The sequence below is a fragment of the Myceligenerans pegani genome, assembly GCF_014892515.1.
Taxonomy (GTDB): domain Bacteria; phylum Actinomycetota; class Actinomycetes; order Actinomycetales; family Cellulomonadaceae; genus Myceligenerans; species Myceligenerans pegani.
The window spans coordinates 95001-121186 of record NZ_JADBGR010000109.1; the positions used below are offsets into that span (position 1 = coordinate 95001).

Genomic DNA, 26186 nt, shown 5'->3' on the forward strand with positions numbered 1-26186 from the left:
CGCGCGTCGCCGGGCCAGGCCCGTCAGCCCTCCGTGAGGCGGAGGAACGTGATCGAGTGCGGCGGGAAGTCGTACGTGAACCCGCCCGAACCGGCATCGTCGGGCAGCGCCCACGTCCGTTCCGTCGGGACCACGCGTTCCGGCCGCGTCTTCGTGTTGATCGCCGACGGGTCACCCGTCATCTCGATGACCTCGGCCTCGCCGGCCACCTCGAACCCGGCCACGGACACGTCGGTCCGCGCGATGTCGCCGCCCGGGTTGACGACCTTGACCAGCAGCTCGCCGGTCTCGTCGTCGGTGGTGACCACCTGGTACAGCGACTGCGTCACCGGCTCGGTGTACGTCATCTGGAGCTCGCCGTCGAGATACATCTCGATGGTGCGGCCGTCCACGACGATCTTGATGTCGTAGTCCTGGCCGGTCACCAGCGAGTGGCCCTCGACCGCGGCGACCTCACCCTGGCGGCCGCCGTCGGCCCGTTCGAGCGCCTGGCGCGAGTTGCCCCAGCCACCGAGGTTCCACCAGTAGAAGCGGTCGGGCGCCCCGGCCGCGAAGCCGACGAGGAAGCCCTCGCCGCCCCCGAGCTTCCGGGCGCTCAGGTCCAGCGTGTAGTCGCTCCAGTCCTGCCCGTAGGCGTCGGGGATGATCGAGCGGGCGTCCTCGACGCCGGCCGCGGACTGCACGTACTCGCCGTCGACGACGTCCCAGGCGCCGGCCTGGGCGTCCCAGGTCTCCTCGCCGGAGAAGTCGTCCGAGAACAGGACGTCGCCGGTCTCGTTGTCGGTCACCACGACGTCGTCGTACGCGGCCTGCGTGAGCCACGTGGACAGGAAGACCCCGCCCGACAGGGGCGGCGGCGTCGCCTCGGGGCCGGTGTGCTCCGACGGGACCACCTCGTCGCCGGTGTTCGTCATGAACATCTTCTGCGTGTGGTACGACGTCGAGCCCCACGACTCGTCGTTGTCGAACCACATCATGTCCGGGGACCACTGCACGTAGTCCTCGTTGGCGAACATCGGCGCGTACGACGCGAGTTCCACGAGGTCGGAGTTGCGCTCGATCCCCGTCATGTACGCCGCCTCGGCCAGCGCGTTGCGCCACTGGTTGCCCCGCGAGGCGTACTCACCCAGGAACACGTGCGGGCCGTTGCGGTCGTACGAGTCGTACCGGTCGTCGTTGGCGAGGAACCAGGCCGGGTCGTTGTAGTAGTGCTCGTCGACCATGTCGACGCCCTGCTCCCGGTTGAACTCCCAGAGCTCGTCGAAGCGCGCGCCGGTGTCGTCCGGCCCCGAGTTCGAGATGACGGTCACGTCCGGGTAGCGCTCCTCGATGGCGGCGCGGAAGCGCGGGAAGTTCGCCTCGAACGTGCGGGTGTTCTCCTCGTTGCCGAGGCCGATGTACTCCAGCCCGAACGGCTCGGGGTGCCCGAGCTCGGCGCGTACGGCACCCCACTCGGTGTCCGTGTCGCCGTTGGCGAACTCGATGAGATCCACCGTGTCCTGCACCCAGCGCTCGATGCGCTCGTCGTCGGTCATCTCCGGGATCCGCGAGCCGCAGCCGTTGGCGCCCACGGACAGCACGGGCAGCGGCGTCGCGCCGAGGTCCTCGGCGAACTCGAAGTACTCGAGGTAGCCCAGCCCGTAGGACTGGTTGTAGCCCCAGAAGTTCCAGTTGGTCGGCCGCTCCTCGACCGGCCCGATCGTCTCCTTCCACTGATAGGTACGACGGCGGTCCTGGCCGTCGGACTCGAGGTAGGTGTCGAACGTGCCCACGTTGGTGACGCACCCGCCGGGGAAGCGCAGGAACGACGGCTCCAGGTCGGCGACGAGCTGCGCCAGGTCCTCGCGCAGCACGGACCGGCCGTTCACCGGGCCCACCCAGGTGTCGCGCGGGAACAGGGAGACCATGTCGAGGCGCAGTGTCCCGGCGGCGCCGCCGGTCACGACCAGGCGTGCGTCGTCGACCGTCGCGTTCGCGCGGAGCCTGGTCCGGACCTTGCGCCACTCGTCCCGGGCGTTCACCCTGATGGTCTTCTCGGCGTAGGTTGTCTCGCCGTCGGCCGACTCCAGGCTCACGGTGAGTCGCTGACGCACGTCGGACCGCACGAACATCGTGAAGTCGTACTTCTCACGCCGCTCGATCGCGAACCCGGAGTTGTATCCCTCGTTGCGCACGCCCACACCGGGGCCGTCGGCCTCGATCTGGAGGTAGGCGCGGTTGGAGTCGTTGAGCCACTCCGACCGCTCGGAGGCCACCTCGACGGTGCCGCCGGCGCCCTCGACCACGTCCCAGGCGGTCATGCCGGTGAAGCTCGCGTTGTCGGTGGGGGCGAACTCGAACGACCGGTTGCGGACCAGCTCGGCGTACAGGCCGCCGTCGGCCGCGTAGTTGATGTCCTCGTAGAAGACGCCGTAGAGGTCGTCGCTCATCTCGGTGCGCGGGGCGTCGGCGTCGATCGTGAGGGTGTGCTCGGTCACCGTGGGGGTGGCCGGCGGGTAGGCCGCGAGCAGCCCGTCACGCTCCTCGGCGGTGATCGGGATGACGCTGCCGTGCCGCGGGCTCGCGGGGAGTTCGGCGTCCAGGTTGGCCGTCCACCGGCCGCTGCCCAGGTCGTCCGTCTCGAACAGCATGTAGCCCTGGCCGCCGTGGTACGAGGGCTGGTCCTGGAGCAGGAACCAGCGGTCGTCGGTGAGCGAGGGGAACATGGTGGGCCCCTCACCGCCGGTGAACTCGCCGCCCCACGGGTTGGGCTCGCCGAACCCGATCCGCTCGGCGGTGAGGTCCCAGCCGTCGCCCTCGGTCACGCCCTGCGTGAGCCGCAGGTCCGTGGACGACTCCTGCCGCATCCCCATGTACGACTCGTCCTTGGTGAGCCGGTGGTAGACGCCGTCCTCCTCGGCGATCGTCGAGTCGATCATGCCGAGGCCGTCGCCGCGCTTCTCGTCGATCCACACCCGCGGCTCGGAGAAGGTCACGAAATCCGTGGTGGTCGCGTACAACATGCGCTGGTAGGACGTGCGGATGTCACGGTCCTCGGGGGCGACGTCGTCCGGGTAGAGCGCCGAGGCCCAGTACACGACGTACTCGCCGGCGTCCGCGTCGTAGAACGCCTCGGGGGCCCAGAGGTTGCCCGCGTTCTCGGGCGCGAGCACGACCTCGCGCTGCTCGGACCAGTTCACCAGGTCCGGGGACTCCCAGATCATGATCGACCGGCTGCCGGTCTCCTGGGCGTCACCGAAGTTGCCGCCGCCGTGGATCTTCAGGTCGGTGGCGAGCACGACGAACCCGGAGCCGTCGGCCTTGCGCATCACGAACGGGTCGCGCAGGCCCTCGGTGCCGAGGTCGCTGGTCAGCACGGGTGCGTCGTCGTTCAGCGTGGTCCAGTCGAGCGGGTCGGGCCCCTTGCTCACGGCGAAGGACACCGTCTCGCCGTCGGCGGTGGACTCTCCGGTGAAGTACGGGAAGAAGTAGCCGGCGTAGTCGCCGTCGGAAACGGTGGCCGACGTCGGCCCGGCGTCGTCGTCCGAGGCCGCGGCGGCCACGGCCGCGGTCGGGGCGGCGAGCCCCAGCGTGAGGGCGCCGGCGAGCCATACTCGCCGTGATCGCCCAGGTGGCTGTCTGTACATCGATGTACTCCTTCTCATCGGGGCAGCCGGCAGATGCACCGGGCTGAGGTTTCGGGTGGCGCCGGTCGGTCATACGCTGACCGACCGGCGCCGGGAGTCACGACGCCGGGTGCAGGATCCACTTCTGGACGGCGTTGCCGTTGTCCGTGTACTGGGAGATCCGCGCGCCGGGGTCGGTCGCGAAGTCGTACAGGTCCAGCGCCTTGCCCGAGTTGCGGTTGAGGAACGTCACGGTCCCGTCGCCGTTGGCGCGCACCCGGAACTGCTGGTTCGTCCCCCCGGTGGGGGTCCATTGCACGACGTCGGCCCCGTTGGCCGTACTCGCGCCGGACACGTCCAGCACCAGCCCCGAGTGCCGCGCCTCGATCGTGTGGTAGCCGCTACCGGCGTCTGCGAAGCGGAACTGCTGGTTGGCGCCGCCCCACGAGCTCCACTGGGTCAGCAGCGCGCCCCGTGTGGTCGACTGCCCCGCGATGTCCCACACGAGGCCCGAGTGCGCGGACTCGACCTCGTACCAGGTGCCGGGCTGCACGGTGTCCGTGCTGCCGAACGCCGCGCGCAGCCGGTCGTACTCGGCCTGCGTGACCGGCAGGACGGTGCCGTGCCGCGGGTCGGTGGGCATGTCGTAGTCGGACACCGCGCTCCACGTCCCGGAGGCCAGGTCCGTCGTCTGGAACGGCACGTAGCCCCGGCCGCCGAACTCGTCGATGAACAGGTACCAGCGGTCCTCGGTGTTGGACTTGAAGATCGTGGGGCCCTCGCCCTGGCTGATCGTGCCCCGCCCGATGCAGTCGGCGATGAAGTCCCAGCTCGTGTCCCGCAGGTCGGTCGCCCGCTCGGCGGTGATGAACTTGCCGCAGGGAGAACTGCCGGAGTTGGAGCGCTCGTCCTTGGTGAAGCGGTAGTAGGTGCCGTTGTGCTGCGTCACCGTCGAGTCGATCACCGAGTACCCCGGGTCGATCCACACCTGCGCCGCGCTGAAGGTGTTGAAGTCGCTGGTCGTCGCGTACATCATGCGGTTGTACGACGACCCCGTGTGGTTCGGGTCGCTCTCGGCGTACAGCTTCGACGCCCAGAACACGACGAACTCGCCGCGCGCCGCGTCCCAGTACGCCTCGGGGGCCCAGGTGTTGCCGGCCGTGGGCGGCGACACCAGCTCCAGCCGCGGCGCCGACCAGTTCACCAGGTCGTCCGACTCCCACACCACGATGCTGCGCGAGCCGTGCCGCTGGGCGCCGTCCCAGTCGCCGTTGCCGTAGATCTTCAGGTCGGTGGCGATCTGGTAGAACCGGCCGGTCTCCGGGTTCCGGATGATGAACGGGTCCCGCACACCACCCGTCCCGATGTTCGAGGTCAGCACCGGCTGGTTGCCGTTGAGGTCGTCGTAGTGCAGCGGGTCGTTGCCGCGGCTCAGGCCGAAGTAGACCTGCTCGCCGTCGGCCGTGCCCTCCCCGGTGAAGTAGGAGAACAGGTAGCCGACGTACGGCTCGTCGGCCGCCGTGGCCGCCGGCGCGGTCGCGGCACCGGTCACCGCCGCCCCGGCGAGTGCCAGGCCGGCGGCGATCGCCGCCCATCTCTTCGAGCGTGTCCTTCTCATGGTCGTTCCTCCGTCACGTCGTCGTGCCAGTTTCTTCGGGGTCCGGCGTCGGCCGACGGGCTCTGATCCGGCGTCGGCCGACGGGGTCTGGTGCCGTCGTCAGCTGACGGGGTGCAGGCGCCACTTCTGCGTGGCGTTGCCGTTGTCGGTGTACTGGGAGATGCGACTGCCGGGCGTGGTGGACCACTCCCACACGTCGAGGGCCTTGCCGGAGAACCGGTTGACGAACGTGACCGTGCCATCGGCGTTCTGCCGGATCCGCCACTGCTGGTTGGTGCCGTTCAGGTCGTCCCACTGGGCGATGTCGGCGCCGTTCGCGGAGTTCCACTCGTACACGTCGAGGACGAGCCCCGAGTGCCGGGCCTGGATGCGGTGGTACCCGTTGCCCGAGTCGAGGAAGCGGAACTGCTGGTTGGTGCCGTCCCACCGGGTGTACTGGGTGAGGAGCGCGCCGGGCGCGGTGGACTGACCCGCGATGTCCAGCACCAGGCCGGAGTAGGCCGACTCGATCACGTGCCACCCGGTGCCCGGGCCTCCGGGGCCGCCGTAGGCGTCGAGGAGCGCGGCGTGCTCGGCCGCGGTGATCGGCAGGACGGTGCCGTGTCGCGGGCTGGGCGGCAGAGCGGCGTCGGGCACGGAGGTCCACTGCCCGGAGGCGAGGTTCGTGGTCTCGAAGAGCATGTAGCCCTGGCCGCCGTGGTAGCTGGGCTGGTCCTGGATCATGTACCAGCGGTCGTCGGTCAGGGAGGGGAAGACCGAGGGCCCCTCTCCCGCGGTGAACGTGCCGCCCCAGGGGTTGGGCTGCCCGACGCCGACCCGCTCGGCGATCATGTTCCATCCGTCACCAGAGGTGACGCCCTGGGTCCGGCGCAGGTCGGTGGACGACTCCTGCCGCACGGTCATGTCGGACTCGTCCTTGGTGAACCGGTGGAAGACGCCGTCGAGCTGGACCACCGTGGAGTCGATCATGCCCCGACCGGCGCCCTGGCGTTCGTCGATCCACACGCGGGGCTCGGAGAAGGTCCGGAAGTCCGTGGTGGTGGCGTACATCATGCGCTGGTAGGAGTCGCTGATGTTCCGCTGGTTCGGCGGCAGGGTCTCGGGGTAGAGCGCCGAGGCCCAGTAGACGACGTACTCCTGGTTCGCGGCGTCCCAGAACGCCTCGGGCGCCCACAGGTTGCCGGCGTTCTCCGGGGCCAGCACGATCTCGCGCTGCGCCGACCAGGTCACCAGGTCGTCAGACTCCCAGACCATCATCGACCGGGAGCCGGTCTCCTGGGCGTCGCCGAAGTTGCCGCCGCCGTAGATCTTCAGGTCGGTGGCCAGCAGGTAGAACTTCTGGCCGTCGCCGGACCGGATGACGAACGGGTCGCGCAGGCCCTGGGTACCCAGCGTCGAGGTGAGGACGGGCTCGCCGCCGTTGAGGGTCTGCCACGACATCGGGTCGTCGCCCGTGGAGACGGCGAAGCTGATCGTCTCGCCGTCCGCGGTGGACTCGCCGGTGAAGTAGGGGAAGAAGTAGGCGTCGCCGTCACCGGGCGCCGCCGCCGCGGGCGGTGCGGAGACGACGGTGGAGGTGGTGGCCGCCGCGAGACCGAGCGTTCCGGCCAGGGCCGCGGCCGCGACGCCGGCGAGGGTTCGTCTCAGGGAGATGTGCATCGTTGCTCCATCCGTTCGGGTCGATGTGGCGCGTGGGCGCGGATGCGCCCACGCTCCGGGTCGGTACGGTCGTTCGCCGGCGCGTGGTCGGCCCATTGTCGGGTGATCGGTCCGTCGGGCGACCGGCTCCGGACAAAACCGACCACACGCCGGCGGGCCGGCTACTCGCCGGAGGGCGGCGTGAGCACCTGGCCAGAGGGGACCGGCGTGCCGAAGTTCGGCGTGCCGTTGCTGTTCCAGGTGATCTTCTGGACGCGGGTCTGCCGGGTGGCCCCGCAGCCGTCGTCGGCCGAGGGGTTGCCGTGGTAGACGAGCCAGTCCTCCGTGCCGTCCGGGCTCTTGAAGAACCCGTTGTGCCCGGGCCCGTAGACCCCGTTCCCGCGCTGCAGCACGGGTGTGGACTGCTTGGTCCAGGCGGACGGGCTCATCGGGTCGGAGCCGGTCAGCTCGAGCAGTCCGAGCTTGTAGTCCGGCGTGTTGCACGACGACGCCGAGAACGACACGAACGTGCGCCCGTTGCGCTTCAGCACGGCCGCGCCCTCGTTGACGCGGGCGCCCTGGGTCTCCCAGGAGTACGTGGGCGTGGAGATGGTGGCGGGTGATCCGGTGGTGGTCCACGGATTGCTCATCCGCACGATGCGGTTCGTCTGGTCCGCGCCGATCCACTCCGAGAAGAGGAGGTAGAGGTTCCCGTTGTGCTCCAGGTAGGAGCTGTCGATGTTCCACCTGTTCGGCATCGGCGTGCCCATGAACTCGTACGGCCCCATCGGGGTGTCGCTGGTGGAGCGCAGGACGTGGATCCTCTGCCCGTCGAAGTTGGTCTGCGAGTTGCCCGAGGTGTAGGTCAGGTACCAGGTGCCGCCGATCCGGTGGAACTCGGGCGCCCAGTGGCTGCAACAGCGACTGGCGACTCCGGCGTCGTCCCACACCACCTGGTCCTGCGCGGTCTTCAGGCCGGCGAGCGTCGGGGAGCGGCGCATGATGACCGTGGAGTTCCACGTGGTGGTGGACAGGTAGTAGTAGCCGTCCCAGTACTGGATCCACGGGTCGGCGCCGTTGCTGCGGATCGGGTTGCTCAGCCCGTCGGCACCGACGGGGATGAGGTGCCACCGCTGGGCGTCGAGCCCGTTGTCGTCGTACTGCGAGATGCGGGCGCCGCGCTCGGTCGACCACTCCCACAGGTCGAGCGCCTTGCCGGAGAACCGGTTGAGGAAGGTGACGGTCCCGTCGGAGTTCTCCCGGACCTGCCACTGCTGGTTCGTGCCGCCGAGGTCCTCCCACTGGACGATCTCGGCGCCGTTGTCGGCGTTCCAGCCGTACACGTCCAGCACCATGGACGAGTGCCGCGCCTGGATCCGGTAGTAGCCGTTGCCGGAGTCCAGGAACCGGAACTGCTGGTTCGCGCCGTCCAGGCGGTCCCACTGCTGGAGGCCGGCGCCGGCCTCGGTGGAGATGTCGGTGATGTCGAGCACCATTCCGGAAACGGGTGACTGGATGAGGTACCACTGGCCCGTGTCGACGGCGGCGCGCGCCGGCGCCCTGGGGACCACCACCAGGGCGGCCGCCACCATCGCGATGATCGCGAGCAGGCCGGCGAGGGAGAGCCCTGCCCGCCTCCGGCCGTGCACGTGCCGTGCGTAGGTCGTCATGATTCCGTCCTTCACATCGTTGTAAGGGATCGCGTGCTGTTGTCGCTGTGAGTCGCTGTCCACCGGCCGCCGATAACGTCGTGGTGCATGGTGTGAGCGCTAACACCACGCGGGAAGGAGTCGTCGGCGAGTCGGCGGGCCGGCCGCACCCGGATGGGCGACGGCCGGATCGTCGGCCGGGCGGCCGGCCCGCTCCCGGGTGGGGACCGGCCGGCCGCCCGGGGGTTACGTCTTGCGGAGGGAGAGCGCCCTCTGGAGCACCACGAAGATCAGCAGCAGGACGCCGATGACGATCTTGGTCCACCACGAGCTGAGGTTGCCCTCGAACTGGATCACGGTCTGGATGGTGCCGAGGGTGAGCACGCCGAGCAGGGAGCCCAGGACGAACCCGGTGCCACCCGTCAGCAGCGTGCCGCCGATCACGACCGCGGCGATGGCGTCCAGCTCCATCGCCACGCCGTTCAGGGCGTAGCCGGACCGGTTGCCCATCGCGAAGAGCAGGCCGCCCAGCGCGGCGCACGTCCCGCTCACCACGTAGGCCAGCACCTTGGTGCGGGACACGGCCAGGCCCATGAGCATCGCCGACTGCTCGCCGCCGCCGATCGCGTAGACCGTGCGGCCGAAGCGCGTGTAGTGCAGCACGACGAACCCGATCACGACGACGGCCAGTGCGATGACCACGGCGGCCGTGGTCCGGAAGTGCCCCATCCAGGAGTCCCACCCGGCCAGCGCCGTGAACGCCGGGTCGTCGATGGGGATGGACTCCGGCGCGATGACGAAGCACAGCCCGCGCGCGAAGAACATCCCCGCCAAGGTCGCCACGAACGGCTGCACCCCGAACACCTGGATCATCACGCCGTGCGCCAGCCCGATCAGCGAGCCGGTGAGCACCGCGACCGGGAGCACCACGGCGACCGGCCACCCCGCCTGCAGCAACGACGCGATGATCACCGTCGACAGCGCCAGCACGGATCCGACCGACAGGTCGATCCCGCCCGTGAGGATGACGAAGGTCATGCCCACGGCCAGCGCGATGAGGTGCGCGTTGTTGATGAACAGGTTCGAGTAGACGATCGGCGTGAGGAAGTTGTCGTACCGGGTGCCGCCGATCACCAGCATCAGCGCGAGGACGGCGAGCGTACCCAGCACGGGCAGGTACCTGCGGTCGGGCCGGAGGGCCGACACCCAGCCGCTCGTGGCCCTCTCGGACAGGGTCGTGGTCATCGGGTGACCTCCTTCTCGTCGTCCGGTGCCGCGGAGGGCTCGGCGTCCGGCACGGGAGCCTGCTCGATGTCCGGGCCCGGCGCCTCGGTGCCCGGGGACGCCGGCGCGCCCGCGCCGTCGTCGGACACCTGCGCGGCGCCGCCGCGAGCGACGTCGGACACGGGACGACGGCGGAGCGCCGCCACCGCGAACCGCTCGCGGACCCGCGGCGACTGCAGCAGCGTCACGGTCACGACGACCAGCGCCATGAACAGCGGGGTGACGTGCGGCGAGATGCCGAGCACCGTGACCGTGCGCTCGAGCGTCGCGATGACGAGGACGCCGGCGAACGTGCCGGACAGGTTGAACTTGCCCCCGCTCAGCGCGGTGCCGCCGATCACGACCGCGAGGATCGCGTCGAGCTCGATGAAGATGCCGGCGTTGTTGGCGTCGGCCGCCATGGTGTCGGCGCTGACGAGGATCCCGGCGAGGCCGGCGAAGAGCCCGGCGGCCGCATAGACGGTCCAGGTCAGGGTCCGGGAGCGGACGCCGGCCAGGCGGCTGGCCGCCGGGTTGATCCCGGTGGCCTCCAGCAGCATGCCGAGGGCGGTGCGCCGCACGGTCACCGCCACGATCACGAACAGGCCGACCGCGATCCACACGGCGGAGGGCAGCCCGAGGAAGAATCCCGAGTTGAGACCCTTGTACGGCTCGCTGGTGACCGTGGTGATGAAGCCGCCGGTGATCAGCATCGCGACGCCGCGGCCGGCGGTCATGAGGATCAGGGTCGCGATGATCGGCTGGATGCCGAGCACCGTGACGAGGAATCCGTTCCACAGCCCCAGCAGCAGGGACAGGCCCAGCGCGATCGCCACCGCGACGAGGACCGTCACGGGGCTGCCGGGGTCGGGACTCGCGCTGATGTACTCCAGGGCGACGGCGCCGGAGACCGCCACGACGGCGCCGACGGACAGGTCGATGCCGCGCGTCGCGATGACCAGGGTCATGCCGAGCGCGATGAGGAGCAGCGGAGCCGCGGCGCGCAGGATGTCGATCGGCGCGCCGAACAGGTGGCCGTCGATGACGCTCACCTGGAGGAAGGACGGCTTGGCGATCGTGTTCGCCACGACGAGCACGACGAGTGCCGCCACCGGCCAGAAGAGATGGTGTCGCAGGGCCTGCCTCATGCCGCATCCCCCTCGGCGACGTTCCCGCGCGCGATCAGTTCGACGACCTGGTCCGTCGTCGTCCCCTCGGCATCGACGGTGGCGACGACCTTCCGGTCGCGGAGCACCGCGATGCGATGGCTGAGGCGCAGGACCTCCTCGAGCTCCGCCGAGATGAAGACCACCGACATGCCCTCCCCGGCGAGCTCCGAGACGAGCTTCTGGATCTCGGCCTTGGCGCCGACGTCGATACCACGCGTCGGCTCGTCGAGGACGAGCAGCTTCGGGGCCGTCGCGAGCCAGCGGGCCAGGAGCACCTTCTGCTGGTTCCCGCCCGACAGGTTGCGCAGGAGCGCCTCCGGGTCGGCCGGCCGGATACCGAGCTGGTCGATGTACTTCGCGACGATCTCGTCGACCTGGCGGCGGGGCAGCGGGCGCACCCAGCCGCGCTCGGCCTGCAGGGCGAGGACGATGTTCTCGCGCACGGTGAGGCCGTCGACGATGCCCTCGCCCTTGCGGTCCTCCGAGGTGTAGGCGATGCCCTGGGCCATGGCGGCGCGCGGGGTGTGCAGCTTCCGCGGCGCGCCCTCGACGACGGTGCCGCCCGAGTCCGCGCGGTCGGCACCCGTCAGAAGGCGGGCGAGCTCGGTGCGGCCCGAGCCCAGGAGGCCCGCCAGTCCGACCACCTCGCCGGGGTACACGTCGAGGTCGTACGGCTGGATCGAGCCCTTCCGGCCCAGGCCGATCGCCTGGAGCCGCGGCTCGCCGGCGTCCGGGCGGACGGCGTCGTGCCCGCGCTCGACGGACTCCAGCACCTGCGCGGACCGGCCGATCATGTGCTTGACCAGCTCGCCGGCGGGGAGGTCGGCCGTGGCCCACTCGCCCACGAGACCGCCGTTGCGCAGCACGGTCATCCGGTCGGAGACGGCGTAGACCTGGTCCAGGAAGTGCGAGACGAAGAGGATGGCCACGCCGTCGGCCTTCAGCCGCCGCATCACGGCGAACAGGCTCTCGACCTCGTCCGCGTCGAGGCTGGAGGTGGGCTCGTCGAGGATGAGCACCTTGCAGTCACCGACGGTGGCGCGGCAGATCGCGACGAGCTGCTGCACGGCGAGCGAGTGGGAGTCGAGGCTGGAGCCCGGATCGATGTCCAGGCCCATCCGCTCCAGGTGCTGCGCGGCCAGCCGGCGCATCTTGCGCCAGTGCAGGCCGCCGAGCACGCGAGGCTCCGCGGCGCCGAGCATGATGTTCTCCGCGACGGTGAGGTTCCCGCAGAGGTTGACCTCCTGGTACACGGTGCTGATGCCGTGCGCCCGGGCGTCGCCCGGTCCGCTGAACCTCTGCTCCGCGCCGTCCACGGTGATGGTCCCGGAGGAAGTCTGGTAGACGCCGGTGAGCGCCTTGATGAGCGTGGACTTGCCCGCTCCGTTCTCGCCCATGAGGGCATGGATCTCGCCGGGATACAGGCGGAAGTCCACCCCGGCCAGCGCCGTGACCGGCGGGAACTCGACCGTGATCCCGGTCAGCTCCACGACTGGTTGCGTCGTCACGTTGAAACCTTTCTCGAACGCCGCGGGTTCCTCCGGCGTTCGGCCCCGCCGAGGCAGCACGTCGCAGGGGGACGCACTGCCTCGGCGGCTGGGGCCGACCGGATCTACCGGTGGATCAGTACTGGCGGTCCGGGAGGGCTTCCTTCGCGGCCTCCTGGTCGAAGGCCTCGTCGTGCGTGACGATGCGCTCCTCGACGGGCTCGCCGGCCACGGTCGCCTTGATGATCTCGGCCAGGTCCGGGCCGAGCAGCGGGTTGCACTCGACGATGTAGTTGAACTTGCCGTCGGCCAGAGCCTGCATGCCGTCCTTGACGCCGTCGATCGTGATGATCTTGATGTCCTCACCCGGCTTCATGCCCGCGGCCTCGATGGCCTCCACGGCGCCCAGGCCCATGTCGTCGTTGTGCGCGAACACCAGGTCGATGTCGTCGTGGGCGGTCAGGAAGCCCTCCATGACCTTCTTGCCGCCGTCGCGGGTGAAGTCGCCGGTCTGGGAGTCGATGATCTCCAGGTCGCTGCCCGCGATCGCGTCCGCGAAGCCCTGCTGGCGGTCGATCGCCGGCGCCGAGCCGGTGGTGCCCTGCAGCTCGACGACCTTGTAGCCCTCACCGTCGTACTGCTCGACGGCCCATTCGCCGGACCGCCTGCCCTCCTCGACGAAGTCCGAGCCGATGAAGGACACGTACGCGTCCTCGATGGTGGTCTCCACCGCGCGGTCCGTCAGGACGACGGGGATGCCCGCGGCCTTGGCCTCCTCCAGGACCGGGTCCCAGCCGGTCTCGACCACCGGGGAGAACGCGATGACGTCCACGCCCTGGGCGATGTAGTTCCGGATCGCGGAGATCTGGTTCTCCTGCTTCTGCTGAGCGTCGGAGAAGCTGAGCTCGAAGCCGTTCTCCTCGGTCAACGCGTCCTTGATGGACATCGTGTTGGCGCTGCGCCAACCGGACTCCGCGCCGACCTGCGAGAAGCCGACGCTGATCAGCTCGTCGCCGCCGTCACCGCTCCCGGTGTCGTCGCCGGAGCTCGGAGGTTCCGAGCTGCAGGCGCCGAGGGCGAACAGCGTCGCCGCGGACAGCGCGGCGAGGGCGGTGCGGGCGAAGGTGTGTCGTGCCATGTCTCCTCCTCGAGAACCCGGTCGGCATCGACCGGGGGTGGTGCACTCGCGGGCATCGCGCCCGCACTCGGACCATGTTAACGCTCACATGGTCCGGAATGGAAGATGAATCCGTCACGTTCCAGTAACGACGAGAGGCCGCTCAGAGCCCTCGCGCGAGCCGGTGGTACGCCTGGTTGAATCGCACCTGGTCAGCGAACCCGCGGCGGGTCGTCGACTCGTCGATCACCAGTAGCTCGGTGTCGGTGATCTGCGCGAACACCTCGAACGCCTCGATCCCGGCGGCGGTGGACATCACCGTGTGGTGCGCCCCGCCGGCGGTCAGCCACGCCTCGGCCGACACGTCGAACGACGGCCGCGGCCGCCACACGGCCCGCGCCACGGGCAGGTGCGGCAGGTCGGCCGGCGGCACCACGGTGTCCACCACGTTGGCCGTGAGCCGGAACCGGTCGCGCATGTCCGCGAGCGAGACGACGACGGCGCCTTCGGTGGCGTCGGCGTCGAACACCATCCGCACCGGGTCCTCCTTGCCGCCGATCCCCAGCGGGTGGATCTCCACGCGGGGCTTCGACGTCGTCAGCGACGGGCAGATCTCCAGCATGTGCGCGCCGAGGATGAGCTCCGACCCCGGCGTGAGGTCGTAGGTGTAGTCCTCCATGAGCGACGCCCCGCCCGGCAGCCCCTCGCCCATCACCTTGGCCGCACGCACCAGGACCGCCGTCTTCCAGTCACCCTCCGCGCCGAAGCCGAAGCCGGCGCCCATGAGCCGCTGCACGGCCAGGCCGGGGAGCTGCCGCAGGGCGCCCAGGTCCTCGAAGTTCGTGGTGAACGCCTTGGCGCCGAGCCCGTCCAGGAAGGTGCGCAGGGCGATCTCCTGCCGGGCCGCGTAGCGCAGGGACTCGTGCCGCTCGGCGCCCTTGCGCAGCTCGTCCACGACGTCGTACAGGTCCTCGTACTCCGCCACGAGCGCGTCCACGGCGTCGTCGGCCACCGCGTCCACGGCATCGACCAGGTCGTTCACGGCCCAGGTGTTCACCGAGACGCCGAACCGCAGTTCCGCCTCGGTCTTGTCGCCCTCGGTCACGGCCACGTTGCGCATGTTGTCGCCGAACCGCGCCAGCTTCAGCTCGCGCACGGCGGCCGCGCCGGCGGCGCCGCGCACCCAGGTGCCCACGCGCGCCGTCACGCGCGGGTTCGACACGTGCCCCACCACCGTGGTGCGCGCCGCGCCGATCCGGGTCGCCAGGTAGGCGTACTCCCGGTCGCCGTGCGCGGCCTGGTTGAGGTTCATGAAGTCGAAGTCGATGGTGTCCCACGGCAGCTCGACGTTCGCCTGCGTGTGCAAATGCAGCAGGGGCTTGGTCAGCGCGGACAGCCCGCCGATCCACATCTTCGCCGGGCTGAAGGTGTGCATCCAGGTCACGACGCCCAGCACGCGGTCGTCGGAGTTGGCCTCCAGCATGGCGCGGCGGATCGCGTCCGAGTCCTTCAGCACGGGCTTCCAGACGACGCGCGCCGGCACGTCGTCGGACGCGTCGAGCGCCGTCGCGACGTCCTGCGACTGCTCGGCGACCTGGCGCAGCGTCTCCTCGCCGTAGAGGTCCTGGCTGCCGGTGAAGAACCAGACCTCGCGGTCGGCGTAGGGCTTCGACATCGTGAGATTTTCCTTTCATCGTCCGACGGCGGCCGGCGTGGTCGGTCACTCCGTGAGTGATCGGCAGATCGTTCTACCGATCACTCACGGAACGACCGACCGCGCTCGGCCCCGAGCGGTCACTTCTGGCCGTAGACGTTCTGGTAGCGGTCGTAGAGGGAGTCGACATGCTTCTGCTCGATCGGCAGCGGATCACCGAGCTGGCGGGAGATGTGCACCGCGCGGGCGACCTCCTCGCACATCACCGCCGCCTTCACCGCGGCGCGGGCGTCCGCGCCGATCGTGAAGGGGCCGTGGTTCGCCATGAGCACCGCCGGGCTGCGCGAGTCCTTCAGCGTCTGGACGATGCCGCGGCCGATCGAGTCGTCGCCGATGATCGCGAACGGCCCCACGGGGATCGGCCCGCCGAACTCGTCCGCCATCATCGTCAGCACGCACGGCACCGCCTCGCCGCGCGCCGCCCAGGCGGTCGCGTACGTGGAGTGCGTGTGCACCACGCCCCCCACGCGCTGCAGGTGCTTGTACGTGTACGCGTGCGCGGCGGTGTCCGACGACGGCTTGTGGGGAGAGGAGTGCACCATCGCGCCCTCGAGGTCGCAGACCACCATCTTCTCCGGGGACAGCTCGTCGTAGGAGACGCCCGACGGCTTGATCACCAGCAGGTCCTTGCTGCCGTCCGCCGCCCCGCCGAGCTCGGCCGGGATACGCACGCGCTGGGAGACGTTGCCCGCCGTCCAGACCACGAGGCCGTTCCGGGGCAGCTCGGCGTGCAGGTCGGACACCACCTGCCGGGTGCGGGCGATCTCCTCGCGCACCTCGCGCGGGTAGCTGCGGAACTCTTCGGCGGTGCTCATCTCGGCGGTGCTCATCCGGCGTTCTCCTGGGTGGTGCGGTAGGGCGGGAGCGCCTCGACGGCGGCCCGCTCGGCGGCGAGTCCGGCCGTGTAGCGCTCGAGGTAGGCGGCGAATCCGGCCACGTCGGCGGCGTCGGGCGCGACGACGTCGACCGCGGCGCCGGCGAACACCTCGGCGGCCAGGTAGTCGCCGAGGCTCCGGCCCCCGCCGGAGCGCCGGTACGCGCCCAGCACCGCCATGCCCCAGGCGCCGCCCTCGCCGGCGGCCTGCCCGACGCCGACCGGCGCGCCGATCGCCGCGGCCAGCATCCGCTGGGCGACGCCGGCGGTGCGGAACAGGCCGCCGTGGCCGAACATCGTGTCGATCGCGACGCCCTCGTCCGCGAGCACCCGCATGCCGAGGCTCAGTGTGGCGAACACGCCGTAGATCTGGGTGCGCATCAGGTTCGCGAGGGTCAGCCGGCTGTCCGGGGTGCGGACGATCGTCGGGCGGCCCTCGGAGAGGCCCGCGATCGGCTCACCGGACAGGTGGTTGTAGGCGAGCAGGCCGCCGCCGTCGGGCTCGCCGGCCAGGGCGGAGCGGAACAGCGCCTCGAAGACGGTGTCGGCGTCGGACGGTCCGCCGACGGCCGCCGAGAGCTCGCGGAACACCTCGGCCCACGCGCCGAGCTCGCTCGCGCCGTTGTTGCAGTGCACCATCGCGACGAGGTCGCCGGACGGCGTGGTGACGAGGTCCAGCTCGGGGTGGTGCCGCTCCAGGGCACCCTCCAGGACCACCATCGCGAAGATGCTGGTCCCGGCGCTGATGTTGCCCGTACGGGGCCGGACGGCGTTGGTCGCGACCATGCCCGTGCCGGCGTCGCCCTCGGGCGGGCACAGCGGGACACCCGGGCGCAGCGTTCCGCTGGGGTCCAGGAGGTCGGCGCCCTCCGCCGTGAGGGCGCCGGCGTCGGCCCCGGCCGGGAGGATCTCGGGGAGCAGGTCGGCCAGGCGCGCGCCCGGCGTTCCCGGTGTGCGCGCGGCGACGAGGTCGTCGAACTTCGCCAGCATCGCGGCGTCGTACGTGCCCGTCGCGGGGTCGACGGGGAACATCCCGGAGGCGTCGCCGACACCGAGCACCCTGCGCCCGGTCAGGCGCCAGTGGACGTAGCCGGCGAGCGTGGTGAGGTACGTGGTGCGGGGCACGTGCGGTTCGTCGTCGAGCATCGCCTGGTAGTGATGGGCGACCGACCAGCGCAGCGGGATGTTGTACCCGAACAGGTCGGTGAGCTCGGTGGCGGCGGCCTCGGTGGTGGTGTCGCGCCAGGTGCGGAACGGGACGAGCAGTTCGTCGCCGTCGAACGCGAGGTAGCCGTGCATCATCGCCGAGACGCCGATCGCGCCGAAGGTCGCCGGGCGCACGCCGTACCGCTCCTCGACGTCGGCCGCGAGGGCGGCGAAGCAGTCCTGCAGCCCCGCCCACACCGCGTCCAGCGAGTACGTCCAGTGCCCGTCGACCAGCTGGTTCTCCCAGTCGTGGCCACCACTCGCGATCGGGGCGTGATCCGGCCCGACGAGTACCGCCTTGATGCGGGTGGATCCCAGCTCGATCCCCAGGCTGGTCCGGCCCTGTTCGATAGCTTCCCGGGCTTGTCCGGTCGCGTCCCGGACGGCGTCCGGGCGCTCTGTCACGACATCGTGCTCCTGCGCCATAGGGACATGTTAACGCTCACACGGCCCGGCGACGAAACCCGGCGACCGGTCACCGCCGCCGGGTCACGACCGCGGCGGGGCCGTGGACGCGCGCACCACGAGCTCCGGGGCGATCAGGGCGCCCGACGGCGACTTGCCGGCCACCGCGTCGAAGAGCAGTTCCACGCTCCGCCGGCCCAGCTCGGCGAACGGCTGGCGCACCGTGGTGAGCGGGGGGATGAACTGGTCGGCACCCTGGACGTCGTCGAACCCGACGAGCGAGACGTCCTCCGGGACGCGCAGGCCGGCCTCCCAGAACGCGCGCGCCAGGCCGAGGGCGAGCTGGTCGTTGGCGGCGAACACCGCCGTCGGGCCGTCTCCGGCCGCGATGCGCTCGGCCAGTTCGCGGCCGACGTCGTACCCGCGGCCCGCGGACCAGTCGGCCACGACCGGCTCCGGGACGGGGGCTCCGCGCTCCGTCAGGGCGGCGCGCCAGCCCGCGACGCGCTGCCGCGCGTCGAACCAGTCCTGCGGACCGGCCACGTGCAGCACCGACTCGTGCCCCAGGTCCAGCAGGTGCCCGACGGCGAGCCCGGCGCCGACCCCCTGGTCCACCGCGAGCGGGATCGTGCGTGCCACCGCCGACTCGCGCGCCGCGATGAGCACCACCGGGATGGGCGCGTCGAACGCGTCGACGGCGCGGCCGACGTCGTCCTGCGGCGCGATGACGACGACGCCCTCGACCGCCTGGCTCATGAAGTGCTCCAGGACGTGGTCCACGGACTCGGCGTCGTACGACCCGATGGTGGCCACCGACGTGAACCAGCCCTGTTCCCGCGCCGCCTCCTCGACGGCGACCAGGGTGCTGGTCGGCCCGTAGAGCACCGAGGAGGTGGTGATCACCCCGAGCGTCGCCGAGCGCGCCGTGACGAGCGCCCGCGCCGCGACGTTGCGCCGGTACCCGAGCTCCCGTATCGCCTGGACCACCCGCTCCCGGGTCTCGGGCGCGACCCGGGGGCTGCCGTTCAGCACGCGGGACACGGTCTGGTGGGAGACACCGGCCCGGGCGGCGACGTCGGCCATGGCAGGCCGACGCGGGGATCGTCCGTTTCCGGATCCGTTCGAGGACGATTCCATGGCGTGGCCGTCCGGTGCGGGTGGTTCGACTGTCACGCACCCGATCATGACCGATTTCCGGAGCGATGCCTGCATGGCGTCCGGTTTGCGTCATTATGTAGCCCCATGAGGATCCTGCTGACCGCCGGAAGGCTGCTCATCGCCCACTGGCCGGCGCTGCTCGCCCTCGGGTTCGCCGGCGTCGCGCTGCGGGGCGCGGCGTTCTGGGGCGCGCTCGAGGTCAGCGAGTGGAACGCGCTCGTGGCGCAGATCGTGCTGCTGGCGCTGCCGCTCGGGCTGCTCCTGCCGGTCATCGCGATGCTGCGCGTCTGCTACCCGTCGCTGGGCAATCTGACCCGACCGCGGCCGGCAGGCGCCCCGCCCGGCGTCCTCGGCGCGCCGTCGGGCGGCAGGACGTTCCGGCCGGGCGCCCCGGTGGCGCCGCACGCACCCGGGAACCCGTCGTCGTACGCGGCGGACGTGCCCGAGCGCCGCGAGCAGCCGCTGGCCGACGTCGCGCTGGCCGTGCTGATCCCGTTCCTCGCCGTGTACGCGATCGAGGGCACGATGGACGCCGACCACGCCCAGTACCTGAACGACGTCGCCGCCGACGAGCTGTTCGGCACGGACATGTTCACGCCCGGGGGGATCGACTTCGCCTCCCGCCTCGGCCTGTGGACCGGGTGGACGCTCGTCGGGGTGGTGCTGGGCGCGATCGTGCTGCGCTGGCTGCTCGGCCTGCTCGACCGCAAGGTGCACTTCCTCGGCCTCACCCTGCTCGGCGCGGCCGTGGAGGTGTTCTGGAGCGTCCAGGCCGCCTACGACCTGGAGTCGCTCGGCAGGGGCCTGCTGGTCGCGCTCCAGGACCGGGCGCTCGTGCACTGGTCGGTGGGGACGTACACCGCCGCGACGGAGACCGCGCAGGGCGCGGCCGTGGCGGAGGCGGGGGCGGCGGCCGTCGACGGGCTGATCACGGTGGTCGAGTCGCTCGACGTGGTGATCGTCGCACCGCTCGCGTGGCTCGCGATCGGCACCGTCGTGCTCGGGCGCCGGCTGATGGCGCCGCCGTCCACGGAGCATCGCTGGCTCGACCAGATGACCATGCCGGGCTGGTTGCGGAAGGTGCTCGAGGCGGTGACCCAGGAACTGCGGGAGCGCTTCTCGGCGCTCGTGCAGGGGCTGAGGATGATCAAGCGGGGCGGCATCGGCGCGATGCTCGTCTTCTGCCTGGCCTACCTGGTGGTGATGCGTGCGCCGGTGGCGGTGGGCTGGGCGGTACGGGCGATCACGGGGCCGGTGGAGACGGATCTGTGGCTGCTCGTCATCTCGCCGTGGGAGGAGGCGGCCGGGATCGCGATCTCGCTGGCCCTCGCCGGCGCGCTGATCGCGGCGACGGTGGACACGATGGTCGGGCGGGGGATGACGGTCGCGGGTGAGCCGGAGAAGGACGGCGGCGAGGAGGGCGCGATCCCGGGAACGTTCGTCGCGTCGTAGGGGGTGGCAGCGAGGCCGTGGCTCGTTGCCGCCGCGCTGTCGCTCGTGGCAGCGGCTGTGGGGTCGTTGGCGCCAGGCTGTGGCTCGTGCCGGCAGGGCTGTGGCTCGTGGCAGCGAGGCTCAGGGCTCGTTGCTGCGAGGGCGCGGCACGTTCCTGCGAGGATGTCCGCATGACCGAACGCGTGGCGATCCTGGGAACCGGGAACATGGGCGAGGCAGTCCTCGCGGGGGCGATCGGGGCGGGCTGGTCGCCGGGCGAGATCGTCGCGACGGTGCGTGCCACGGCGCAGGGCGAGGCCCGGGGAGCGTCGCTCCGCGACCGCCACGGCGTCGCCACCACCACGGACAACGCCGCGGCGGCGACGGACGCCGGACTCGTGGTCGTCGCCGTCAAGCCCAAGGACGTGCCCGCGGTGCTCGACGAGATCGCGCCCGCGCTGGCGGACGCCGCCGTCGTGGTGAGCGTCGCCGCGGGCGTCACCACGGCGGCGATGGAGGCCCGCCTGCGGCCCGGCACGCCGGTGGTCCGCACGATGCCGAACACGCCGGCGCAGATCGGCGCGGGGATCACCGCCGTCGCGCCGGGGGCGGCAGCGGACGACTCCCATCTCACGCTGGTCGAGCGCTTCCTCGCGGGGACGGGCGACGTGGTCCGGGTCGCCGAGAAGGACCTCGACGCGGTGACCGCGCTGTCCGGTGGGGGGCCGGCGTACGTGTTCCTCGTGATCGACGCGCTGGCCGAGGCCGGCGTGCACGCGGGCCTGAAGCGCGACGTCGCGGCGCGGCTCGCCCGGCAGACCGTGCTCGGGGCGGCCCGGCTGACGGTGGAGACCGGCGAGCACCCGGCGATCCTGCGCGAACGGGTGACGTCGCCGGCGGGCACCACCGCGGCGGGTCTCCGTGTGCTGGAGGACCGGGCGGTCCGGGCGGCCTTCCTGGCCGCGGTCGAGGCTGCCCGCGCGCGCTCGGCGGAACTGGGCGCCTGATCCGTCCCTAGGCAGTCCACTTCGCCTCTCTCGCTCGGGAGGCCATCCCCTTCGCTCCCGTTCGGATTCCGGCGCCCTCGACCACCGGACCTCGAGCTGATACGTGCGACTCGCGGCTCGACCACTTCAGGTCCGCCGCTCGGCAGCGTCCATCTCGTTCGACCTGCAGTTCGGCGGTGCGCGGTGACCTCGCCGCGGCCAAACGATGGGCGCGTGCCAATAAGTCCGTTGTGTCTCGGTACGATCTGGGGCCATGAAGCACGCCCGCAATGCCGCGCCCGGTCTGCTGGGGGTGGCCCAGAACCTCTTCGCGTCGCTCGGCACGACGGGCAAGGTGATCTCCGGGACCCTCGCCGCGGTGGTCGCGGCCACACCGTTCGGCGCCTGGAACGCGGTGGCGGACGACGCGATCCCGCTCGCGGCCGACGCGACCGTCGAGGTGGGGCCGTACGAGGTGGTGATCGAGAAGGTCGTGTCGACCAAGACCCTCGGTGACGTCCAGCCGCTCGACCCGGCCGACAAGCTGCTCGTCGTGGTCGCCGAGGTCACGAACACGTCCGACGTCCCGGCACACGCCCATCAGCTCGCCGACATCGTTCCCGCGCCGGTCGGCGCCGGCGTCGTCGACACCGAGAGCCGGCCCGTGCCCGACGATGCGGAGCCCGGCGATCGGCCCCTGCCGAATCGCTACAACATCGCCGACGCCGGCGAGCTCGACGTGATCAACCCCGGCGTGACGTACCGGGTCGCCCTCGTGTGGAACCAGGACGGGGACGCCGCCCCCGAGACCGTACGCGTCGACCTCGCCGGACTGCACTGGATCGAGGAGGGGTTCGCGGGTCTCGACGACGAGTACTGGCTCCCGACCGACGAGGTCACCCACAGCGGCATGTTCGACGTCGAACCGCCGAAGTCCCAGGCAGGCAACGGTAGTGGGTCCGGAGGCGACGGCGGCGGGGCCGACGCGGGCGAGGGCGACACGGGTGGGGCCGAGGCCAGCGGTGGGACCGACACGGGTGGCGGGGCCGACGATGGCGCCGGGACAGGCACCGGCGCCGGCGCAGGTGATGGCGCCGGGGCGGGTACCGGCGACGACGCCGGGGCCGGCGGGACGGCGTCCGGATCCGCGGAGTCCGGCGCATGAGCCGCCGCGGATTCTCCTGGCGCACCATGCTCTTCGCCCCGATCGCGATCGGGGCGGCGACCTGGTTCGTCACGCAGGTGCCGCAGGACACGAGCGTCGACCGGCCGTTCGAGATCGAGGGCGCCGTCGGTGAGACCGTGCGCCTCGACTACGCCGACCTCGCCGTGACCGACGTCCGGGTCGCGCAGCGGATCGACGGCGAAGGAGGCGCGCAGGCCGGCGGCGTGTTCGTCGTGGTCGACGCCGTCTGGGAGGCCGCCGACCGGACGCTCTCCATCGGCGGCGCCGAACTCGTCGACGCCCAGGAGCGCACCCATGCCGCGACGAGCCGATCGGGCTGCGCGACGGCCACGACCGCCGTGCCGGCATACGGGCAGCGCATCACGTACTGCTTCGACGTCGTGCCCGACGCGCTCGACGGGGCACAGGTCCGCCTCGGGCGCGGCGGCGACGGCGAGGACGGCGCGTTCCAGCGGCGGGACGCCGTCGCCGTGGTGGATCTCGGGCTCGACCGGGCAAGTCTGGAGGAGGCGAGCGCCGACGAGACCCCGCTGTGGATCGACGCGCCGGCTCCGGTCGTCGAGGCGGGCCCCGGCGGAGAGGAGAACGCATGACCGCCGTCGTCGACGTGCGCGAGCGGGGATGGTGGCGACGCAACGCGATCTGGCTGGCGGTCCTGCCGCTGATGGTCGCGGCGGCCGCCGCCGCGTGGTCGTTCCGCCTCATGAACCTGTGGTGGCCCACCGAGCTCGTCGAGCGGGTCGACAGCGTCGGCGCGGGCGAGACGGCGCATTTCGTCGGCGACTACTACGACCTGGGGCTCACCGATCCGGCGCTCGCGAACACCTGGGTGACCCGCGAGGTGGACGTCCGGGTGCTCGACGTTCGTGAGGTCGACGGTCTCCCCCAGTCGGTGCTGGCGGAGATCGACAGGATTCCCGACGGCGCGGCGGCGTGGCGGGTCGAGCTGGAACTGACCGCGGAGCCGGGCACCGACCTGGGCCTGTGCCAGGTGATGCTCGTGACGTCCGACGGGACGCGGTACGGCGAGGCCAGCAAGGCGGGCACGCGGCCCGACCCACTGGGGCAGGGCAACCCGTGCATGCCGCCCGACTCGATGGACTCGATCGCCCCGGAGGCGGGGACCTGGCAGGTATCGACCGTGCTGCTCACCCGGGCCGGCGACACCCCCGACGAGATCTGGTTCTCCTTCGGGAACCCGCACTACGTCACGCTCGACGTGCCCTGACGGCCCGGAGAGACGTTCCTCGCGCCGATCGACGGACGTTCGCCGGGTGCCACCCGCGGGGCCCTGGGTCCGGCCGGACCGGACCGCAAGGTCCCGGCCGGACCGGATCACGAGGTCCCGGACACCGGATCACGAGGTCCCGGGCGGTCAGAGCGGGAACGCGCGGTAGAACTCCTTGATCACGTCGGCGGGGCCCGTCGCCTGGAGCACGGCGGTGCCGTTGCGCCAGGTCATGGTGCGCTGCCCGCCGTCGGCCGGCGTCAGCGCGTACCGGCCCACGACGTCGTCGCCCACCTTCACGTCGCCCGACTCCTTGGCCTTCCCGGCCGCCTCGGTCAGCGCGTCCGCCGAGGTGGTGGCCCCGTCGGCGTTCGGCCACTGGGTCGCGGTGACGACCACCCGCAGGTCTCCGCCGTCCGTGTACGTGGCCTTCCATCCCTCCGTGGCGTCGGACTCGTCGGCGGCATCGGTCTCGGCCATGTCCGTCAGTGCGAACTGCAGGACCGAGGACGGGAGGGCCTCCTGGAAGGCCGTCTCGCCGCCGGGCCGCTGCATCGGCTTGATCGTGGGCGTCGGAGGGGACGCCGTGACCGTGACGGTCGGCACCGGATCGGGCTCCTCGGCGTGCAGGAAGCCCGGCCAGACGAGCCCGGAGAAGGCCAGGAGGGACACGAGCACCAGCAGTGCGAGCACGCCCACCACGATGCGCCGGCGGCGGTAGACCGCCGCGGACCGGGGGACCCGGGCCTGCGGGTGGTGCGCCCGCCCGCCCGATCCCGCGCGCTCGTGGGTCATTTTCCTCTCCTCGGGTGAGACGTCCCGCCGGTCTTCGGCGGCGTTACGAACCCTATGACGGGTGACCGACACGCGCTCGCAGGCGCGCGGTTGCGGGCGCGCGGTTGCCCCGGGCCGTGCCTCGGCGTCGATGTCGGTCACCCCCGGTAGCGTTCCTTGCGTGGCGACGACGACTACCAAGCGGACCAGGCCCGCGTACGCGTGCACCGAATGCGGCTGGACCACCGTGAAGTGGGTCGGCCGCTGCGGGGAGTGCCAGGCCTGGGGCACCGTGACGGACTCCGCCCCGGCCCAGGCGGGGCCCCGCACCACGGCGGTCGCGCCGACCCGCTCCGCCGCCCGGCCGATCGCGGAGATCGACGTCGAGGCCGCCCGCGCCACCCCGACGGGGGTAGGCGAACTCGACCGGGTGCTCGGCGGCGGTCTCGTCCCGGGCGCCGTGGTGCTGCTCGCCGGCGAGCCCGGCGTCGGCAAGTCGACTCTGCTGCTCGCCGTGGCGAGCAACTTCGCCACCGGCGCCACCGATGCCGTGCGTGACCCGGCCGGCACGTCGCCCGGCCGGGTCGGCGAGTCCCGCACGGTGCTGTACGTGACCGGCGAGGAGTCGGCGGGTCAGGTGCGGCTCCGCGCCGAGCGGATCGGGGCGCTCGCCCCGAGCCTGCTGCTCGCTTCCGAGACCGACCTGGCCACGGTGCTCGGGCACGTCGCGGCCGCCGAGCCCGATCTGCTCATCGTCGACAGCGTGCAGACGATCGCGTCGGCGGAGGTCGACGGCGCCCCGGGCGGGACGACGCAGGTCCGCGAGGTCGCCGCGGCGCTCATCGCCGCCGCGAAGGAGCGCGGCGTCCCCGTGGTGCTGGTGGGCCACGTGACGAAGGACGGCACGATCGCGGGCCCGCGCACGCTGGAGCACCTGGTCGACGTCGTCTGCCAGTTCGAGGGGGACCGGCACTCCCGGCTCCGCATGGTGCGCGCGGTGAAGAACCGGTACGGCCCCACCGACGAGGTCGGCTGCTTCGACCTGTCGGAGCACGGGATCGAGGGGCTACCGGACCCGTCCGGGCTGTTCCTCTCGCACACGGCCGCCGCCGCGCCCGGGAGCTGCGTCACCGTGACGCTCGAGGGGCGCCGGCCGCTCGCCGTCGAGCTCCAGTCGCTCGTGGCGCCGAGTCCGCTGGCCAACCCGCGCCGCGCCACCAGCGGCGTCGACTCCAGCCGCCTCGCGATGATCCTCGCCGTGCTGCACCGGCACGCCGGGCTCCGGGTCGCCGACCAGGACGTCTATGTCTCGACGGTGGGCGGTGCGCGGGTCACCGAGCCGGCGGCGGACCTGGCGGCGGCGCTCGCCCTGGTGTCCGCCCGGACCGAGGAGCCGTTGCCGCCCGCCACGATCGCCGTCGGCGAGGTCGGGCTCGCCGGGGACATCCGGCCGGTCACCGGGCTCGAGCGGCGGCTCGGCGAGGTCGCGCGGCTGGGCTACCGGCGCGCCGTCGTCCCGGCCGGGACGGGCGTCGCCGCACCGGAGGGGATGGAACTGCTGGAAGCGCAGCACATCCGCGAGGCGATGACCCTGGCGCGGGCTGCGGGCGATCGGTAGGGTGAAAAATGTATTCATCCTCCTCGTCAGGGGTGTTCATCGAGCCGTTCACGTCACGGC

At 71.6% G+C, this 26186-nt stretch carries 19 protein-coding genes; 6 read left to right on the forward strand and 13 right to left on the reverse strand.

Annotated features, from left to right (window positions below; genetic code table 11):
- Positions 1 to 23 precede the first annotated feature (23 nt).
- The 12 genes from IIE03_RS23435 to IIE03_RS23490 all read right to left on the reverse strand — a co-directional run bounded on the left by IIE03_RS23435 (position 24) and on the right by IIE03_RS23490 (position 18918).
- Positions 24 to 3626 carry an alpha-L-arabinofuranosidase C-terminal domain-containing protein gene (locus tag IIE03_RS23435; RefSeq protein ID WP_225998238.1) on the reverse strand — a complete coding sequence of 1201 codons (3603 nt, stop codon included), beginning with the start codon at positions 3624 to 3626 and terminating at the stop codon, positions 24 to 26.
- A 97-nt stretch (positions 3627 to 3723) separates the two neighbouring features.
- Positions 3724 to 5223 (reverse strand): RICIN domain-containing protein, encoded by a 1500-nt coding sequence (locus tag IIE03_RS23440; protein ID WP_192865203.1) that lies wholly within the window; start codon positions 5221 to 5223, stop codon positions 3724 to 3726.
- Between the two features lie 99 nt (positions 5224 to 5322).
- Positions 5323 to 6882, reverse strand: a complete 1560-nt coding sequence (locus IIE03_RS23445) for an RICIN domain-containing protein (RefSeq protein ID WP_192865204.1) — start codon at positions 6880 to 6882, stop codon at positions 5323 to 5325.
- A gap of 161 nt (positions 6883 to 7043) precedes the next feature.
- Positions 7044 to 8531: a family 43 glycosylhydrolase gene (locus IIE03_RS23450; RefSeq protein WP_225998239.1), complete on the reverse strand. Its 1488-nt coding sequence runs from the start codon at positions 8529 to 8531 to the stop codon at positions 7044 to 7046.
- A gap of 225 nt (positions 8532 to 8756) precedes the next feature.
- On the reverse strand, positions 8757 to 9755 hold the full coding sequence (gene yjfF / locus IIE03_RS23455) for a galactofuranose ABC transporter, permease protein YjfF (protein WP_192865205.1): 999 nt from the start codon (positions 9753 to 9755) through the stop codon (positions 8757 to 8759).
- Positions 9752 to 10921, reverse strand: coding sequence for an ABC transporter permease (locus tag IIE03_RS23460; protein WP_225998240.1), 1170 nt, complete (start codon positions 10919 to 10921; stop codon positions 9752 to 9754). The genes yjfF and IIE03_RS23460 overlap by 4 nt, the downstream gene beginning before the upstream one ends.
- A complete protein-coding gene (locus IIE03_RS23465) occupies positions 10918 to 12450 on the reverse strand; it encodes a sugar ABC transporter ATP-binding protein (protein ID WP_192865206.1) in 1533 nt (510 codons plus the stop codon). Before IIE03_RS23465 ends, IIE03_RS23460 begins: the two co-directional genes overlap by 4 nt.
- Positions 12451 to 12565: 115 nt before the next feature.
- Positions 12566 to 13567 carry an ABC transporter substrate-binding protein gene (locus IIE03_RS23470; RefSeq protein ID WP_192865207.1) on the reverse strand — a complete coding sequence of 334 codons (1002 nt, stop codon included), beginning with the start codon at positions 13565 to 13567 and terminating at the stop codon, positions 12566 to 12568.
- Positions 13568 to 13709: 142 nt separating this feature from the next.
- On the reverse strand, positions 13710 to 15221 hold the full coding sequence (gene araA / locus IIE03_RS23475) for an L-arabinose isomerase (RefSeq protein WP_192865208.1): 1512 nt from the start codon (positions 15219 to 15221) through the stop codon (positions 13710 to 13712).
- Between the two features lie 119 nt (positions 15222 to 15340).
- Entirely contained in the window at positions 15341 to 16090 is a 750-nt protein-coding gene (locus IIE03_RS23480; protein WP_408632866.1) for an L-ribulose-5-phosphate 4-epimerase, read from the reverse strand.
- Positions 16087 to 17766, reverse strand: a complete 1680-nt coding sequence (locus tag IIE03_RS23485) for a xylulokinase (RefSeq protein ID WP_192865209.1) — start codon at positions 17764 to 17766, stop codon at positions 16087 to 16089. Before IIE03_RS23485 ends, IIE03_RS23480 begins: the two co-directional genes overlap by 4 nt.
- A 63-nt stretch (positions 17767 to 17829) precedes the next feature.
- Positions 17830 to 18918: a LacI family DNA-binding transcriptional regulator gene (locus IIE03_RS23490; protein ID WP_318843147.1), complete on the reverse strand. Its 1089-nt coding sequence runs from the start codon at positions 18916 to 18918 to the stop codon at positions 17830 to 17832.
- A gap of 69 nt (positions 18919 to 18987) precedes the next feature.
- On the opposite strand from IIE03_RS23490, the gene IIE03_RS23495 reads away from it, so the two are divergent.
- From IIE03_RS23495 to IIE03_RS23515, 5 genes are all read left to right on the forward strand, one after another.
- Entirely contained in the window at positions 18988 to 20355 is a 1368-nt protein-coding gene (locus IIE03_RS23495) for a hypothetical protein (RefSeq protein ID WP_192865210.1), read from the forward strand.
- A 170-nt stretch (positions 20356 to 20525) separates the two neighbouring features.
- Positions 20526 to 21341 (forward strand): pyrroline-5-carboxylate reductase, encoded by an 816-nt coding sequence (gene proC / locus IIE03_RS23500; RefSeq protein ID WP_192865211.1) that lies wholly within the window; start codon positions 20526 to 20528, stop codon positions 21339 to 21341.
- A gap of 253 nt (positions 21342 to 21594) precedes the next feature.
- Positions 21595 to 22485 (forward strand): hypothetical protein, encoded by an 891-nt coding sequence (locus tag IIE03_RS23505; protein ID WP_192865212.1) that lies wholly within the window; start codon positions 21595 to 21597, stop codon positions 22483 to 22485.
- Positions 22482 to 23099 (forward strand): hypothetical protein, encoded by a 618-nt coding sequence (locus tag IIE03_RS23510; RefSeq protein ID WP_192865213.1) that lies wholly within the window; start codon positions 22482 to 22484, stop codon positions 23097 to 23099. Before IIE03_RS23505 ends, IIE03_RS23510 begins: the two co-directional genes overlap by 4 nt.
- Positions 23096 to 23734 carry a hypothetical protein gene (locus IIE03_RS23515; RefSeq protein WP_192865214.1) on the forward strand — a complete coding sequence of 213 codons (639 nt, stop codon included), beginning with the start codon at positions 23096 to 23098 and terminating at the stop codon, positions 23732 to 23734. Before IIE03_RS23510 ends, IIE03_RS23515 begins: the two co-directional genes overlap by 4 nt.
- A gap of 147 nt (positions 23735 to 23881) precedes the next feature.
- On the opposite strand, the gene IIE03_RS23520 is transcribed toward IIE03_RS23515, so the two are convergent.
- Entirely contained in the window at positions 23882 to 24529 is a 648-nt protein-coding gene (locus IIE03_RS23520) for a hypothetical protein (RefSeq protein ID WP_192865215.1), read from the reverse strand.
- Positions 24530 to 24659: 130 nt separating this feature from the next.
- On the opposite strand from IIE03_RS23520, the gene radA reads away from it, so the two are divergent.
- A complete protein-coding gene (gene radA, locus IIE03_RS23525; protein WP_192865332.1) occupies positions 24660 to 26126 on the forward strand; it encodes a DNA repair protein RadA in 1467 nt (488 codons plus the stop codon).
- Positions 26127 to 26186: the final 60 nt, after the last annotated feature.

Excerpts from the sequence above, each read along its gene's own strand:
- IIE03_RS23435 (WP_225998238.1), bottom strand. The coding sequence starts at position 3,626 with ATGTACAGACAGCCACCTGGGCGATCACGGCGAGTATGGCTCGCCGGC.
- IIE03_RS23440 (WP_192865203.1), bottom strand. The coding sequence starts at position 5,223 with ATGAGAAGGACACGCTCGAAGAGATGGGCGGCGATCGCCGCCGGCCTG.
- IIE03_RS23445 (WP_192865204.1), bottom strand. The coding sequence starts at position 6,882 with ATGCACATCTCCCTGAGACGAACCCTCGCCGGCGTCGCGGCCGCGGCC.
- IIE03_RS23450 (WP_225998239.1), bottom strand. The coding sequence starts at position 8,531 with ATGACGACCTACGCACGGCACGTGCACGGCCGGAGGCGGGCAGGGCTC.
- yjfF (WP_192865205.1), bottom strand. The coding sequence starts at position 9,755 with ATGACCACGACCCTGTCCGAGAGGGCCACGAGCGGCTGGGTGTCGGCC.
- IIE03_RS23460 (WP_225998240.1), bottom strand. The coding sequence starts at position 10,921 with ATGAGGCAGGCCCTGCGACACCATCTCTTCTGGCCGGTGGCGGCACTC.
- IIE03_RS23470 (WP_192865207.1), bottom strand. The coding sequence starts at position 13,567 with ATGGCACGACACACCTTCGCCCGCACCGCCCTCGCCGCGCTGTCCGCG.
- araA (WP_192865208.1), bottom strand. The coding sequence starts at position 15,221 with ATGTCGAAGCCCTACGCCGACCGCGAGGTCTGGTTCTTCACCGGCAGC.
- IIE03_RS23480 (WP_408632866.1), bottom strand. The coding sequence starts at position 16,090 with ATGAGCACCGCCGAGATGAGCACCGCCGAAGAGTTCCGCAGCTACCCG.
- IIE03_RS23485 (WP_192865209.1), bottom strand. The coding sequence starts at position 17,766 with ATGGCGCAGGAGCACGATGTCGTGACAGAGCGCCCGGACGCCGTCCGG.
- IIE03_RS23495 (WP_192865210.1), top strand. The coding sequence starts at position 18,988 with ATGAGGATCCTGCTGACCGCCGGAAGGCTGCTCATCGCCCACTGGCCG.
- proC (WP_192865211.1), top strand. The coding sequence starts at position 20,526 with ATGACCGAACGCGTGGCGATCCTGGGAACCGGGAACATGGGCGAGGCA.
- IIE03_RS23505 (WP_192865212.1), top strand. The coding sequence starts at position 21,595 with ATGAAGCACGCCCGCAATGCCGCGCCCGGTCTGCTGGGGGTGGCCCAG.
- IIE03_RS23510 (WP_192865213.1), top strand. The coding sequence starts at position 22,482 with ATGAGCCGCCGCGGATTCTCCTGGCGCACCATGCTCTTCGCCCCGATC.
- IIE03_RS23515 (WP_192865214.1), top strand. The coding sequence starts at position 23,096 with ATGACCGCCGTCGTCGACGTGCGCGAGCGGGGATGGTGGCGACGCAAC.
- IIE03_RS23520 (WP_192865215.1), bottom strand. The coding sequence starts at position 24,529 with ATGACCCACGAGCGCGCGGGATCGGGCGGGCGGGCGCACCACCCGCAG.
- radA (WP_192865332.1), top strand. The coding sequence starts at position 24,660 with ATGTCGGTCACCCCCGGTAGCGTTCCTTGCGTGGCGACGACGACTACC.